At 73.4% G+C, this 13267-nt stretch carries 12 protein-coding genes; 7 read left to right on the forward strand and 5 right to left on the reverse strand.

Annotated elements, in window-relative coordinates:
* The first annotated feature begins 14 nt into the window (after nucleotides 1-14).
* Together ACFV46_RS25030 and ACFV46_RS25035 are read left to right on the forward strand one after the other, a co-directional pair.
* Nucleotides 15-755 carry a response regulator transcription factor gene (locus ACFV46_RS25030; RefSeq protein ID WP_376727506.1) on the forward strand — a complete coding sequence of 247 codons (741 nt, stop codon included), beginning with the start codon at nucleotides 15-17 and terminating at the stop codon, nucleotides 753-755.
* Nucleotides 752-2359: an ATP-binding protein gene (locus ACFV46_RS25035; protein WP_376727505.1), complete on the forward strand. Its 1608-nt coding sequence runs from the start codon at nucleotides 752-754 to the stop codon at nucleotides 2357-2359. Before ACFV46_RS25030 ends, ACFV46_RS25035 begins: the two co-directional genes overlap by 4 nt.
* Here the strand turns inward: ACFV46_RS25035 and ACFV46_RS25040 are convergent.
* Entirely contained in the window at nucleotides 2305-2883 is a 579-nt protein-coding gene (locus ACFV46_RS25040) for a TetR/AcrR family transcriptional regulator (RefSeq protein ID WP_376727504.1), read from the reverse strand. The two genes, ACFV46_RS25035 and ACFV46_RS25040, sit on opposite strands and share 55 nt — an antisense overlap.
* 89 nt (nucleotides 2884-2972) lie before the next feature.
* On the opposite strand from ACFV46_RS25040, the gene ACFV46_RS25045 reads away from it, so the two are divergent.
* The 4 genes from ACFV46_RS25045 (at nucleotide 2973) to ACFV46_RS25060 (ending at nucleotide 8187) form a co-directional block, all read left to right on the forward strand.
* A complete protein-coding gene (locus ACFV46_RS25045; RefSeq protein ID WP_376727503.1) occupies nucleotides 2973-3854 on the forward strand; it encodes an SDR family oxidoreductase in 882 nt (293 codons plus the stop codon).
* 94 nt (nucleotides 3855-3948) lie between these two features.
* Nucleotides 3949-5262, forward strand: a complete 1314-nt coding sequence (locus ACFV46_RS25050) for a glycosyltransferase (RefSeq protein WP_385499762.1) — start codon at nucleotides 3949-3951, stop codon at nucleotides 5260-5262.
* Nucleotides 5259-7247 carry an ArnT family glycosyltransferase gene (locus tag ACFV46_RS25055; RefSeq protein ID WP_385499763.1) on the forward strand — a complete coding sequence of 663 codons (1989 nt, stop codon included), beginning with the start codon at nucleotides 5259-5261 and terminating at the stop codon, nucleotides 7245-7247. Before ACFV46_RS25050 ends, ACFV46_RS25055 begins: the two co-directional genes overlap by 4 nt.
* Nucleotides 7248-7380: 133 nt before the next feature.
* Complete coding sequence (locus ACFV46_RS25060) at nucleotides 7381-8187, forward strand: TetR/AcrR family transcriptional regulator (protein ID WP_385499765.1); 807 nt, start codon at nucleotides 7381-7383, stop codon at nucleotides 8185-8187.
* A gap of 16 nt (nucleotides 8188-8203) precedes the next feature.
* Here the strand turns inward: ACFV46_RS25060 and ACFV46_RS25065 are convergent, their stop codons facing one another.
* The 4 genes from ACFV46_RS25065 to ACFV46_RS25080 form a co-directional block, all read right to left on the reverse strand.
* Entirely contained in the window at nucleotides 8204-8674 is a 471-nt protein-coding gene (locus ACFV46_RS25065; RefSeq protein ID WP_361928463.1) for a PPOX class F420-dependent oxidoreductase, read from the reverse strand.
* A 49-nt stretch (nucleotides 8675-8723) separates the two neighbouring features.
* On the reverse strand, nucleotides 8724-9548 hold the full coding sequence (locus ACFV46_RS25070; RefSeq protein ID WP_361928465.1) for a YceI family protein: 825 nt from the start codon (nucleotides 9546-9548) through the stop codon (nucleotides 8724-8726).
* 94 nt (nucleotides 9549-9642) lie between these two features.
* The gene (locus ACFV46_RS25075) at nucleotides 9643-12138 is read right to left on the reverse strand and encodes an MFS transporter (protein WP_385499767.1); all 2496 of its coding nucleotides are present in this window, start codon (nucleotides 12136-12138) and stop codon (nucleotides 9643-9645) included.
* 13 nt (nucleotides 12139-12151) lie between these two features.
* On the reverse strand, nucleotides 12152-12601 hold the full coding sequence (locus tag ACFV46_RS25080) for a MarR family winged helix-turn-helix transcriptional regulator (RefSeq protein ID WP_151784815.1): 450 nt from the start codon (nucleotides 12599-12601) through the stop codon (nucleotides 12152-12154).
* 206 nt (nucleotides 12602-12807) lie between these two features.
* Here ACFV46_RS25080 and ACFV46_RS25085 point away from each other — a divergent pair, with 206 nt between their 5' ends.
* Nucleotides 12808-13005 carry a hypothetical protein gene (locus ACFV46_RS25085; protein WP_385499768.1) on the forward strand — a complete coding sequence of 66 codons (198 nt, stop codon included), beginning with the start codon at nucleotides 12808-12810 and terminating at the stop codon, nucleotides 13003-13005.
* Nucleotides 13006-13267 lie beyond the last annotated feature (262 nt).

Genomic DNA, 13267 nt, shown 5'->3' on the forward strand with positions numbered 1-13267 from the left:
GACAGGGTGTGCCCATGACCACGACCTCGCCCCAGGGGCGCTCCGAACTGCTGAGGCCGGACGGGAGCCCGGTCCGCGTGCTGGTGGTGGACGACGAGCAGTCGATCACCGAGCTGCTGTCCATGGCCCTGCGCTACGAGGGCTGGCAGATCCGCAGCGCCGGGGACGGCGCGGGCGCCCTGCAGGCCGCGCGTGAGTCCCGGCCCGACGCCGTCGTCCTCGACATGATGCTGCCGGACATGGACGGGCTGACCGTCCTCGGGCGGCTGCGCCGGGAACTGCCGGACGTGCCGGTGCTCTTCCTGACCGCGAAGGACGCCGTCGAGGACCGGATCGCCGGGCTCACGGCGGGCGGGGACGACTACGTCACCAAGCCGTTCAGCCTGGAGGAGGTCGTCGCCCGGCTGCGGGGGCTCATCCGGCGCTCCGGCGCGGCCGACCGGCGGGCCGAGTCGGTGCTGGTCGTCGGCGACCTCACCCTCGACGAGGACAGCCACGAGGTCACGCGGGCGGGGGACGGCATCCACCTGACCGCGACCGAGTTCGAGCTGCTGCGCTTCCTGATGCGCAACCCGCGGCGCGTGCTCAGCAAGGCGCAGATCCTCGACCGCGTGTGGTCCTACGACTTCGGCGGCCAGGCCAACGTCGTCGAGCTCTACATCTCCTATCTGCGCCGGAAGATCGACGCCGGACGGGAGCCGATGATCCACACGCGGCGCGGCGCCGGGTACCTGATCAAGCCGGCCGTGTCGTGACCGGTCGGCGACGGCCGTGGACGCGGCGGGCGGGCCGGCCGCGCACGCTGCGCTCCCGGCTCGTCGTCGCCTGTGTGACGCTGATCGCCGTGGTGTGCGCGGTGATCGGCACGGTCACCACGCTCGCCCTGCGCGAGCATCTGGACGACCAGCTGAACGGGCAGGTCGAGGACGCGGGCAAACGGCTGTCCGCGCCGTTCAAGCCGGGGGGCGGGGCTCCCCCGGCGAGCGACGACCGGATCGAGGGCTTCGTCACCAAGGGGCCCGTGCAGACGGGCACCGTCGCCGCCGAGTCCGGCACCGGCACCCGGGTCACCCGGGCCGTCATGGCCGAGCGGCAGCCGGACGAGTCGACGGGCTTCGAGGGCCGGGCCATCGAGCTGGGCGACGCCGTGAAGGACGCGCTCTCCGGCGTCCCCGACGACGGGAGCCCCCACACCGTGACGCTGCCCGGCCTCGGCGAGTACCGGGCCCTGCACGTCCACCGTCTCGACGGCGGCTACTACGTGGCCCTGCCGACCACGACGGTCACCGGCACCCTGCGGACCCTCGTCCTCATCGAGGCCATCGTCACCGCCGCCGCCCTCGTGGCCGCCGGACTCGCCGGCACCGCCATCGTCGGCGTGGCCACCCGCCCCCTGCGCCGGGTCGCCGCCACGGCCACCCGGGTCTCCGAACTCCCCCTGCACACCGGTGAGGTCAACCTCAGCGAGCGCGTCCCCGAGTCCGAGACGGACCCGCACACCGAGGTCGGCCGGGTCGGCGCGGCCCTCAACCGGATGCTGGACCACGTCCACGGCGCCCTGCACTCCCGCCAGCAGAGCGAGACGCGGGTACGGCAGTTCGTCGCGGACGCCGGCCACGAGCTGCGCACCCCGCTCGCCTCCATCCGCGGTTACGCCGAGCTCACCCGGCGCGGACGCGAGGACGTCGGCCCCGACACCCGGCACGCGCTCAGCCGTATCGAGTCCGAGGCCGCCCGGATGACCCTCCTCGTGGAGGATCTGCTGCTGCTCGCCCGGCTGGACGCCGGACGCCCCCTCCAGATCGAGCGGACCGACCTGGTCCCGCTCGTCGTGGACACCGTCAGCGATGCCCGCGCCGCGGGCATGGACCACACCTGGCGTCTCGACCTGCCCGACGAGCCCGCCGTCGTCCCGGCGGACGCGGCCCGCGTGCAGCAGGTCCTCGTCAACCTGCTCGCCAACGCCCGCACCCACACCCCGCCGGGCACCACGATCACCGCCCGCGTCCAGCGACGGGGCGTGTGGGTGTGCGTGGACGTCGTGGACGACGGGCCGGGCATCCCGGCGGACCTGCTTCCCCGGGTCTTCGAGCGGTTCGCGCGCGGCGACTCCGCGCGCTCCCGCGCCACCGGCTCGACCGGGCTGGGCCTGGCGATCGTGCGGGCCGTGGTCGGCGCGCACGGCGGCTCGGTGACCGTCGACAGCGTGCCCGGGCGGACCGTCTTCACCGTGCGCCTGCCCGCGCCGCCCAGCGGGAACACCACGCACGCGAGGAACGCCGGGAACACCGGCAACGGCCTCGCTCAGCCCAGGGACGCGGTGGCCGCGCGCAGGTCCTCCAAGGCCGCGAGCGCGTAGGGCGCGAGCGCCTCGTCGTCGTCCCGGTCGCCCTCGGACCACCGGGCGTACCCCTGCTTGAACGCGAGGACACCCATCTCCGCCGCGAGGTGTGCGGTCGGTTCCGGCACCCCGCGGGCGACGAGCGCCGTCGTCATGGCGGCGGCCAGACCGACGCTCTTGAGGGCGTCGCGCTCCTGGAGTTCGGTGCTGGCCGCGACGGCCGCCTTCAGTCGCGGGCCGAGCTCGCGATTGGCCGGTCCCATGGCGCTCGACGCGCGTTCGAGTCCGGCCGCCACCGCCCGCAGCGGGGTGGCGTCGGCGGGCGCCTCGGCGACGCCCTCCGCGAGCAGCCGGCTGAGCGTCTCCTGACCGGCCACGAGCAGTTCGCGCTTGTCGGAGAAGTGCCGGAAGAACGTGCTCTTGGTGACGCCGGCGCGCTCGGCGATCTGCGCCACCGTCGTGGCGTCGTACCCCTGCTCGGTGAACAGGTCGACCGCCGCGACGACGAGTCGCTGGGCCGCTCCCGGTTGCCATCTAGCCATGCGACCCAGGATAGGTGAGGGGACTCTTGTCCCATCGCGGTGTAGGGTCGGTGATGGGACAAGAGTCCCATCACTTGTGAGGAGTACTCATGCACGTCTTCATCACGGGCGGCACCGGCACCATCGGCTCCGCCGTCGTCACCGAACTGCTCGCCCACGGCCACACCGTCCTCGCCCTGGCCCGCTCGGACGCCTCCGAACGGACCCTCCGGGACGCCGGCGCAGACGTGCTGCGCGGGGAGATCGCGGACCTCGACGTCCTGCGCTCCGGCGCCGCGCGGAGCGACGGCGTGATCAACCTGGCCTTCGGACGCGACTACGGCACCCCGGAGGCACTCGCGCGCTCGATCCGCGAGGAGGGCGCCGCGCTGACCGCGCTGGCGGAGGAGCTCACGGGGACCGACCGGCCGCTCGTCACCGTCTCGGGCACGCCGTGGATCCTGGGACGCGCCTCCACCGAGGCCGACCCGGTGCCCACCGACGGCCCCGTGGGCGAGCGGGGCCGCAAGGTCACGGAACTCCTCGGCCTGGCCGGGCGGGGACTGCGGAGCATGGCCGTCCGGATGCCGCGCACGGTCCACGCCGACGGGCAGGGCGGGTTCGCCGGCCTGCTGACCGAGGCCGCGCGCCGCACCGGCGTCGCCGGCTACCCGGGCGACGGCACCCAGCGCTGGCCGGCCGTGCACGCGGCGGACGCGGCCGCGCTGTTCCGCCTGGTCCTCGAATCGGCACCGGCCGGGACCGCCTGGCACGCCGTGGCCGACGAGGGGGACGCCGTGCGGGACATCGCCGAGGTCGTCGGCCGGCGGCTCGGCCTGCCCGTGAAGCCGGTGCCGGAGGAGACCTTCGGCCCGTTCGGCCCGATCTTCGCCGCCGACCAGCCCGCGTCCAGCGCCCACACCCGCGACACCCTCGGCTGGCGGCCGAAGCACCCGAGCCTCCTGGAGGATCTGGAGAACATCCGGCCCTGACCCGACCGGACCCCCGTCCAGGACACCCGTACTCACAGGTGCGGGACAGCCCCAGCACACCGTCGGAACAGGGCAGCCGACGACAGTCGGTCCCATGCGAACCGACTCTTCTCCCGGCACCCTGCCGGCGCGGGAGCATCTCCCGGCCGCGGACGCCGGCACGCCTGTCCTGGACGTAGTGATCCCCGTCCACAACGAGGAGAAGGACCTCCAGCCCTGCGTACGGAGACTGCGCGACCACCTCGCGCGCACCTTCCCGTACGCCTTCCGGATCACCATCGCGGACAACGCGTCGACCGACGCCACCCCGCAGGTCTCCCGCCGTCTGGCGGCGGAGCTGCCCGAGGTCGGAGCCGTACGGCTCGAGCAGAAGGGACGCGGACGCGCGCTGCGGGCGGTCTGGTCCGCCTCGGACGCCCCGGTCCTCGCCTACATGGACGTGGACCTGTCCACGGACCTCAACGCGCTGCTCCCGCTGGTGGCCCCGCTGATCTCCGGCCACTCCGACCTCGCGATCGGCTCCCGGCTCAGCCACGGCTCACGCGTGGTGCGCGGCACCCGGCGCGAGTTCATCAGCCGCGGCTACAACCTGATCCTGCGCGGCTCGCTCCAGGCGCGGTTCTCCGACGCCCAGTGCGGGTTCAAGGCGATACGCCGTGACGTGGCCCAGGTGCTGCTGCCGCTGATCGAGGACACCTCCTGGTTCTTCGACACGGAGATGCTGGTGCTCGCCGAACGGGCGGGTCTGCGGATCCACGAGGTACCGGTCGACTGGGTCGACGACCCCGACTCCAGCGTCCGCATCGTGCGGACGGCGACCGACGACCTCAAGGGCGTGTGGCGGGTGGGCCGGGCCCTGGCGACAGGTTCCCTGCCGCTGGACCGGCTCACCCGCCCCTTCGGCGACGACCCGCGCGACCGCGAGGTCGAGGACGTGCCGCGGCACCTGCCCCGCCAACTCGTCGGCTTCTGCGCGGTCGGCGCGCTGTCCACCGTCTTCTACCTGCTGCTCTACAGCGCCTTCCGCACCTTCGCGGGCTCCCAGACCGCGAACGCGCTCGCCCTGCTGGTCTGCGCGATCGCCAACACCGCAGCCAACCGGCGCCTCACCTTCGGGGTGCGCGGCCGCGCCGGGGCCGTCCGCCACCAGGCGCAGGGCCTGGTCGTGTTCGGCATCGGGCTCGCCCTCACCAGCGGCTCGCTCGCCGCACTCGACGCGGCGGGCGGCCGCCCCGCGCACTCCACCGAACTCGCCGTCCTGATCGCCGCCAACCTCGCGGCGACGGTCCTGCGCTTCCTGCTCCTGCGGGCCTGGGTCTTCCCGGACCGGGGCGGGCCCACGGCACCCTGCATCCCCGGCCCGTCCGCGGCCGGCCTGCACGACACCGAAGCGGGGGACCACCGATGACCGTCCACGAGCCCTTCGTACGGCGGCTGTGGCGCGGCCGGCCCGAGGACCCCCGGTGGGCCCGCCCGGCGTTCCTCGCCCTCCTGCTCGCCACGCTGCTCCTCTACCTCGTGAATCTGAGCGCCTCCGGCTACGCCAACTCCTTCTACTCGGCGGCCGTCCAGGCGGGCAGCCGGTCCTGGAAGGCGTTCTTCTTCGGCTCGCTCGACGCGGCGAACGCCATCACCGTCGACAAGCCCCCGGCCGCCCTGTGGCCGATGGCGCTGTCGGTCCGGCTGTTCGGACTGCACTCCTGGGCGATCCTGCTGCCCGAAGTCCTCATGGGCGTGGGCACGGTGGCCGTGGTGTACGGGTCCGTGCGCCGCCGCTTCGGCCCCGGGGCCGGTCTGATCGCGGGCGCGGTGCTCGCGCTCACCCCCGTCGCGGCACTGATGTTCCGCTTCAACAACCCGGACGCGATGCTCGCCCTGCTGATGGCGGCGGCCTGCTCCCTCGTCATCCGGTCCCTGGAGGACGGCCGTACGCGGTGGATCGTGTGGGCCGGCGTCGCGATCGGCTTCGCGTTCCTCGCCAAGACCCTCCAGGCGTTCCTGATCCTGCCGCCGCTCGCGCTCGTCCACGCGGTCTGCGCGCCGGTGCCGCTGCGCAGGCGGGTCGGTCAACTGGCCGCGGGGCTCGCCGCGATCGTCGTGTCGGGCGGCTGGTGGGTGGCGGTCGTCGAGCTGTGGCCGGCGTCCTCCCGCCCCTACATCGGAGGCTCGCAGGACAACTCCTTCCTGGAGCTGACCTTCGGCTACAACGGCCTCGGCCGGCTGAACGGCGACGAGACCGGCAGCGTCGGCGGTGGCGGCGGCCCGGGCGGCGGAGGCGGGGCCTGGGGCGAGACCGGCTGGGACCGGATGTTCGGCTCGGCCATCGGCGGCCAGATCTCCTGGCTGATCCCGGCCGCGCTGATCCTGCTGGCCGCCGGGCTGGTGGCCACGCGGAAGGCGGAACGCGCCTCGGCGACACGCGGCGCGTTCCTGGTCTGGGGCGGCGCCCTGCTCACGACGATGCTGGTCTTCAGCTACATGCGGGGCATCTTCCACGAGTACTACACGGTGGCCCTCGCCCCCTACGTCGCGCCGCTGGTCGGCATGGGCGCCGCGCTGCTCTGGGAGCGGCGCGGCCGGACGTGGGCGGCGCTGACCCTGACGGCCGCCATGACGGCGACCGCCGCCTGGGGCTACGTCCTGCTGAACCGCTCCTCGGGCTACCAGCCCTGGCTGAAGTGGCTGGTCCTGGTCGGGGGCCTCGCGGCGGCGCTCGGCCTGCTCTTCGCGGCCCGGCTGGGACGCCGGCTCGCTCTCGCCGTCGCCGGCCTCGCCCTGGTGACCGCGCTGGCCGGTCCGGCGGCGTACACCCTCACCACGGTCGGTGAGGCCCACACCGGTTCGATCGTCACGGCGGGCCCGACGGTCACGGGCGGCAGGGGCGGCGGCCCGGGCGGCGGCGGCATGCCGGGCCGGCTGGGCCAGGGCCGGCCGAACCAGAACCCCCCGGGAGGCACGCCCGACGGCATGCCCCTGCCCGACGGCCCGCCCGGCGACGGCCGCGGCGCGGGCGGCGGCATGGGCGGTCTGCTCGACGGCGTCGGCGTCGGCGACGAGGCCGAGGAACTGCTGGAGGACGACGCGCGGGCGTACACCTGGGTCGCCGCGGCGGTGGGCGCCCAGAACGCGGCGAGCTACCAACTCGCCACGGGTGACCCGGTCATGGCGATCGGCGGCTTCAACGGCACGGACCCGTCCCCGACCCTGGCCCAGTTCAAGAAGTACGTGGCGGACGGCGACCTCCACTACTTCATCGCGGGCGGCGGCGGCATGGGCGGCGCGAGCGACAGCACGTCCTCGCGGATCAGCTCCTGGGTCCAGGACACCTTCACGGCCGTGACGGCCGACGGCACGACGTTCTACGACCTGACGAAACCGGCGAGCGGGAGCTGAGGTGCGGGTCGCCGGGGCGTTGCCGCGGGCGGAGCGGGCAGACAAGAGCTGAGTGCCGCTCGGGTGACCCCCGGGCCGCGGGGGGCACCTGGCATTCTGAGCAGCCGATGACGGAGCCGGAGGAAGGTGCGCCATGGCCAGGGCAGCCCGGCGGTCCCCGCGGACCAGTGTCTGGCTGGAGGACAGGCCCCGCCCGGGCGGCCGTCGCGGCGGGAGCCGGCCCTCCGGCCTCGACCGGGACCGGATCACCGAGGCGACCGTACGGCTGCTGGACGCCGAGGGCCTGGCCACGTTCTCGATGCGCCGGCTCGCCGCCGAGCTGAACGTCACCGCGATGTCCGTGTACTGGTACGTGGACACCAAGGACGACCTTCTCGAACTCGCCCTGGACGCCGCCTTCGGCGAACTCGGCCTGCCCGACGCCGGCACGGACGCCGACGCCGGCACGGGGACCGGCACCGGCGCGGACTGGCGCGACGAGCTGCGCGCGCTGGCCCGCGCCTACCGGGGGCTGCTGGTGCGCCACTCCTGGCTGTCCCCGCTGATCGGCACCTACGTCAACATCGGCCCGAACAGCCTCAGGTTCTCCCGGCAGGTGCGGCGCGTCGTGCGCCGCACCGGCCTCCCCGCGCACGGCCTGGTGGCGGCGATCTCCGCCGTCCTCCAGTTCGTGTACGGCTTCGGCACGATCGAGGGCCACTTCCTCGCCCGCAGCGCGGCGTTCGGCATGAGCCCGGACGCCTGCTTCCGGCACGCGATGAGCTCGGTGACCGGCTCCGCCGAGGCCGCCGACGTCGTCCAGGACTCCGCCGAGCTCATGGCGGCCCGCGGCGGCGACACCGTCGAGGAGATGTGGGAGCGGGACTTCGACTTCGCCCTCGACCTGCTGGTGGCCGGCATCGAGGCGATGGCCGACCGGGCCCGCCCGGGAACTCCCTAGGTCGTGTCCTAGCGGCTCAGTCGCCCTCGACCAGCCGCGCGGGGAAGCCGCCCGTCGCCACCGGCCCCCACCGCTCGGGGGTGACCCGGATGATCGACTTGCCCTGCTTCACCATCGCCGCCCGGTACTCGTCCCAGTCCGGGTGCTCCCCGGCGATGTTCCGGTAGTACTCGACGAGCGGTTCCACGGAGTCCGGCGCGTCGACGACCTCCGCGGTCCCGTCGATCTGCACCCAGGGCCCGTTCCAGTCGTCGCTGAGCACGACCAGGCTCACCCGCGGGTCCCGCTTGGCGTTGCGCGTCTTCGCCCGCTCCGGGTACGTGGAGACCACGATCCGTCCCGAGTCGTCCACCCCGCAGGTCAGCGGACTGGCCTGCGGGCCGCCGTCGGACCGGCGGGTCAGCAGCAGCGCCCGGTGCCGTGGCCGTACGAAATCGAGCAACTCTTCGAGGGAGACGCGGGTGTTGGTCGCGATGTTCGGTGCCATGGGACGAGCCTAGGGTGCCCCCGGCCGTATCAGCCTGACCCTGCTGTGCTCAGGCTCCCGGGAGTGTCCCGCCCTGCACGGCCTGGATGTCGAGCTCCACCTTCAGCGTCGTGCCGATCGCGGCGATGCCCGCCTGGACCACCTGGTTGTAGTTCATGGCGAAGTCCTCCCGGCGCAGTTCGGCCGTCGCCCGGAACGCGGCGCGGGTGCCGCCCCACGGGTCGGCGCCCGTGCCGAGGTAGGCGAGGTCGAGGTCCACGGGACGGACGACCCCGCGCATCTCCAGCTCCCCGTGCACGGTCCAGCGGTCGGTGCCGCCGGCCGCCGTGACGCCCGTCGAGCGGTAGACGATCCGCGGGTGCCGCTCGACGTCCAGGAAGTCCGGCGACCGCAGATGCCCGTCGCGCATGTCGTTGCCGGTGTCGATCGAGGCGGCCTCGATCACCGCCTCCACCCGGGATTTGGTCACGTCGTCCGGCGCGATCTCGACGGCGCCGGAGAACCGCGTGAACCGGCCGTGCACGCTGGAGATCCCCAGATGCTGGGCGACCGCGGCGACCGTGGAGTGCGCCGGGTCGACGGTCCACGGGCCGGGCGGCGGCAGTTCCGTGCCGCCCTGGCGGGCCAGCGTGACCGTACCGACCTCGGCCCGCCCGCTCGCGGTCACCAGCGCGCTAGCGGCGGCCGGCGCGTAGCCGACGGCGGTGACGATGACGGTGTACGCCCCCGGCGGCAGCGGGTTCGTGTCGCGGACCGCGCCCTCGGGGTCCGCCTCGAGCCGCAGCACCTGCGCCCCGGTCATGTCCGTCACCGTGACGACCGCGTGCGGCACGGCCCATCCGTCCCGCGTGCGGACCCTCGCGGTCAGTCCCATCTCACGTACTCCTCGGAAGTCTTCGAAAAATACCGGCCCGTGGCGGCGGCACGCCTCCGCTCGGAGCGCGCTCGCCACCACGGGCCGGGTCGGGTCACTCGCCGGGGTGGGCGAGTTCGATGTCGTGGCCGTCGGTGCCGCGGCCGGTGACCGTCAGCGCCGTCGCGACCGGCGGGTAGCCCGTCGCGATGACCGTGTACTCGCCGCCGTCCAGGTCGGTGAAGGCGTACGCCCCGTCCGCCCCGGTCGTCGCCGTGCCGACGACGTTGCCGGCCGCGTCGACCAGGGTCACGCGGGCGTCGGCCAGCGGGCCGTGCGGCGCCCGGACGACGCCCTGGACCTGGGCCCCGGCCTCCAGCTCGACCTCGATCCGGGTGACCCCGGTGCCGGCGACCTCGACGGGCAGGGCGCGCGGCCGGTAGCCGTCGGCGTTGACCGCGACGGTCACGGCGCCGGGCACCAGCTCGGCGAGGCTGAACTCGCCCTGCTCACCGGTGGCGGCGGTGGCCAGCAGGTCCCCGCGCACATCGGTCACGATGACCATGGCGCCGGCGACCGGCTCGGCGCCCTGCGCGGCGCGCACGACACCGCTCAGGCCGCTGGTGCCGCTGAGCAGGATGTCGTAGGCCACCGGCTCGTCGCCGTCGACGACGATCGTGGAGGCCTGCGGCTGGAAGCCGTCGGCGGAGGCGATCAGGACGTAGGAGCCCGCGCCCGGCGCGTCCACCGCGTAGGCGCCGTCGGCCTGCGCGACCGAGCGGCCCAGCTGCCGTCCGGCCAGGGAGATCAGCGTGACGGCGGCCTGCGGAACCGGCGCGCTCTCGGCGCCCCGCACGAAGCCGCGCACCGGGATCCCGCCGGAGGCGGCGCCCCCGTTCGCCTCGGCGTCGGCGACGGTGGCCACGGCCGCGAGGGCCTGGGTGGTGCCGGGGGCGGTCTCGGCCCGCGCGGTGACCGGGGACCCGGACTGCTGCGGGGCGGCCTCGGCGGCGACGGCGGCGGCCGGGTTCTCGTCCTCGGCGGCCTGGGCCAGGGCTCCCTTGGTCTTCAGGGGGACCTCCTTGATGAACACGGCGAACAGGAGGGCGAGCAGGGCGATCGGCGCCGCGTACAGGAAGACGTCGGCGACACCGTGGCCGTACGCGCCCTCGACGACCGCGCGGACCGGCGCGGGCAGGGAGTCCAGGTCGGGGATCTCACCGTGACCGGAGGAGGAGCCCCGCACCCCCAGTTCGGCCAGGCCGTCCTGGACGTAGTGGGTGATCCGGTGGCTGAGGACCGCGCCGAGCGCCGAGACGCCCATGGCACCGCCGAGGGACCGGAAGAAGTTCACGACGGAGCTCGCGGCGCCCAGGTCGCTCGGGTCGACCTGGTTCTGCGTGGCGAGGACCAGGTTCTGCATCATCATGCCGACGCCGAGACCCAGCAGCGCCATGAAGATCGCGACGTGCCAGTACGCCGTGTCGTAGCGGATGGTGCCGAGCAGGCCGAGGCCCGCCGTGACCAGCACACCGCCGCCCAGCAGCCAGGCCTTCCAGCGGCCCGTGCGGGTGATGACCTGGCCGGAGACCGTCGAGGAGACGAACAGGCCGAGGATCATGGGAATGGTCAGGACGCCGGACATGGTCGGCGACTCGCCGCGGGCCAGCTGGAAGTACTGGCTGAAGAAGATCGTGCCCGCGAACATCGCGATGCCGACGAACAGCGAGGCCAGCGACGCGAGGGTGATGGTGCGGTTGCGGAACAGCCGCAGCGGGACGATCGGCTCGCTGGCCCTGGACTCGACGAACACGAAAATCAGCAGCAGCACGAGCGCGCCACCGGTCATCGCGCCGGTCTGCCAGGACATCCAGTCGTACTTGTCACCGGCGAAGGTCACCCAGACGAGCAGCAGGCAGACCGCGGCGGTGATGAAGAAGGCGCCGGCCCAGTCGACCCTGACCTTCCGCTTCACGACGGGCAGGTGCAGGGTGCGCTGCAGCACGATGAGGGCGAGGACGGCGAAGGGCACGCCGACGTAGAAGCACCAGCGCCAGCCGAGCCAGTCGGTGTCGGTGATGACGCCGCCGATCAGCGGGCCGCCGACCATCGCGGTGGCGAAGGTGGCGCCGAGGTAGCCGTTGTACCGGCCGCGCTCACGGGGCGAGATCATCGCCGCGAGGATGATCTGGGCCAGCGAGGACAGACCGCCCATGCCGATGCCCTGGACCACGCGGAAGGAGATCAGCATGGCCGGGTTCTGCGACAGACCGGCCAGCGCGGAGCCGGCCACGAAGACCACCAGGGCCAGCTGTATCAGCAGCTTCTTGGAGAACAGGTCGGCGAGCTTGCCCCACAGCGGTGTGGACGCGGTCATCGCCAGCAGCGACGCGGTCACCACCCAGGTGTAGGCGCTCTGACCGCCGCCGAGGTCCTTGATGATGTCGGGCAGGGCGTTGGAGACGATCGTCGACGACAGGATCGCGACGAACATGCCGAGCAGCAGCCCGGTCAGGGCCTCCATGATCTGCCGGTGGGACATGGGAGCGCCGTCCGGGGCTCCCGAATGCCTGGCGTGGGCCCGCACACCGGCTGGTGTGGTCGTTGCCATGAACTTCCTTCTCTTACTGGGTGATCGCGGGTGTACGGCAGTCGTCGAAGCTGGCCCTCAGCCGGGCCATGAGCCGGATGAGCGCGGCGACGTCGTCGTCGGACCAGTCGCTCAGGCGCTCCTCGAGCAGCCGCGTGGTCCGGTGGGACATCTCCCGCACCCGTTCCTCGCCGCTCGGGGTGAGGCGCACGATGCGGCTTCGCTTGTCCGCGGGGTCGGGGGAGCGCTCGATCCAGCCGCGCTCGGCCACATGGGCGACATGCCGGCTCGTGACCGACATGTCCACGGCGAGCAGCTCGGCGAGCTTGCTCATGCGCATCTCTCCGTGGCGGACCAGCAACGTGAGTACGGCGGCGGACCCGGAGGGGCAGTCGGACGGCAGGGTGCGTCCCATCTCCCGCTTCACGGCGCCGAAGGCACTGAACTGGCGGACCAGCTCCTCGTACTGTGCCGTTTCGGCCATCACACCTCCCGTGTTTGTTGCTCAGGGCAACTATAGACAGTGCTTGGTTGCTACAGGCAAACAAATCCGGGGGTGCCGCCGCAAAAAGTTGGCAAAGGCAAGTATTGCGACCGTAAATGTGCAGGTGGAGTGGGGTGTGTGGACCGTTGTGCGGAGCGGTGTCCCCCACTTGGGCCTCAACCGCACATTCGCTAGGGTCTCGGGCCATGGCTAACACCCAGGGCCCCCAGGGCCACCACGACCCCGCAGGCAGCACCCAGATGTTCCGCGCCTTCGTCGACGAGGGCCCGCAGGGCGGCGGACGGCAGCGGGCGGCCTCCTCCGGCCCCCGCATCGGCCTGATCGTCGGTGTGATCGCCGCCGTGGTGATCGTCGCCGCGGTCGCCTGGCTCGCGCTGAAGTAGCACCGCGGGCGTCACCTTCCCGCAGCGGCGCCGGCCGGCGGGCCCGCGCACCGGCTCGCCCACGACGAGCCGCGCCGGAGAGGCGGGCGACGCGCTCGTGGGAATTGGCGGTCCCGGACGGCATCCGACCGGGACCGCCCGTCGCGCGCGCCACCGCGCCGGTCGGCCCGGTCGCCTCGTGTGAGACCGGTCGCGGCGCTCCCGAGACGGACGACGGCCGCCGACGCGCCCATCAGGGCACACCGACGGCCGGTGTCGAGTC

It is taken from the genome of Streptomyces sp. NPDC059852 (genome assembly GCF_042731455.1).
Classification (GTDB): Bacteria; Actinomycetota; Actinomycetes; order Streptomycetales; family Streptomycetaceae; genus Streptomyces.

What these genes read in the sequence shown, in the direction of transcription:
- ACFV46_RS25030 (WP_376727506.1), top strand. Translation starts at nt 15, where the DNA reads ATGACCACGACCTCGCCCCAGGGGCGCTCCGAACTGCTGAGGCCGGAC.
- ACFV46_RS25040 (WP_376727504.1), bottom strand. Translation starts at nt 2,883, where the DNA reads ATGGCTAGATGGCAACCGGGAGCGGCCCAGCGACTCGTCGTCGCGGCG.
- ACFV46_RS25045 (WP_376727503.1), top strand. Translation starts at nt 2,973, where the DNA reads ATGCACGTCTTCATCACGGGCGGCACCGGCACCATCGGCTCCGCCGTC.
- ACFV46_RS25050 (WP_385499762.1), top strand. Translation starts at nt 3,949, where the DNA reads ATGCGAACCGACTCTTCTCCCGGCACCCTGCCGGCGCGGGAGCATCTC.
- ACFV46_RS25055 (WP_385499763.1), top strand. Translation starts at nt 5,259, where the DNA reads ATGACCGTCCACGAGCCCTTCGTACGGCGGCTGTGGCGCGGCCGGCCC.
- ACFV46_RS25060 (WP_385499765.1), top strand. Translation starts at nt 7,381, where the DNA reads ATGGCCAGGGCAGCCCGGCGGTCCCCGCGGACCAGTGTCTGGCTGGAG.
- ACFV46_RS25065 (WP_361928463.1), bottom strand. Translation starts at nt 8,674, where the DNA reads ATGGCACCGAACATCGCGACCAACACCCGCGTCTCCCTCGAAGAGTTG.
- ACFV46_RS25070 (WP_361928465.1), bottom strand. Translation starts at nt 9,548, where the DNA reads ATGGGACTGACCGCGAGGGTCCGCACGCGGGACGGATGGGCCGTGCCG.
- ACFV46_RS25075 (WP_385499767.1), bottom strand. Translation starts at nt 12,138, where the DNA reads ATGGCAACGACCACACCAGCCGGTGTGCGGGCCCACGCCAGGCATTCG.
- ACFV46_RS25080 (WP_151784815.1), bottom strand. Translation starts at nt 12,601, where the DNA reads ATGGCCGAAACGGCACAGTACGAGGAGCTGGTCCGCCAGTTCAGTGCC.
- ACFV46_RS25085 (WP_385499768.1), top strand. Translation starts at nt 12,808, where the DNA reads ATGGCTAACACCCAGGGCCCCCAGGGCCACCACGACCCCGCAGGCAGC.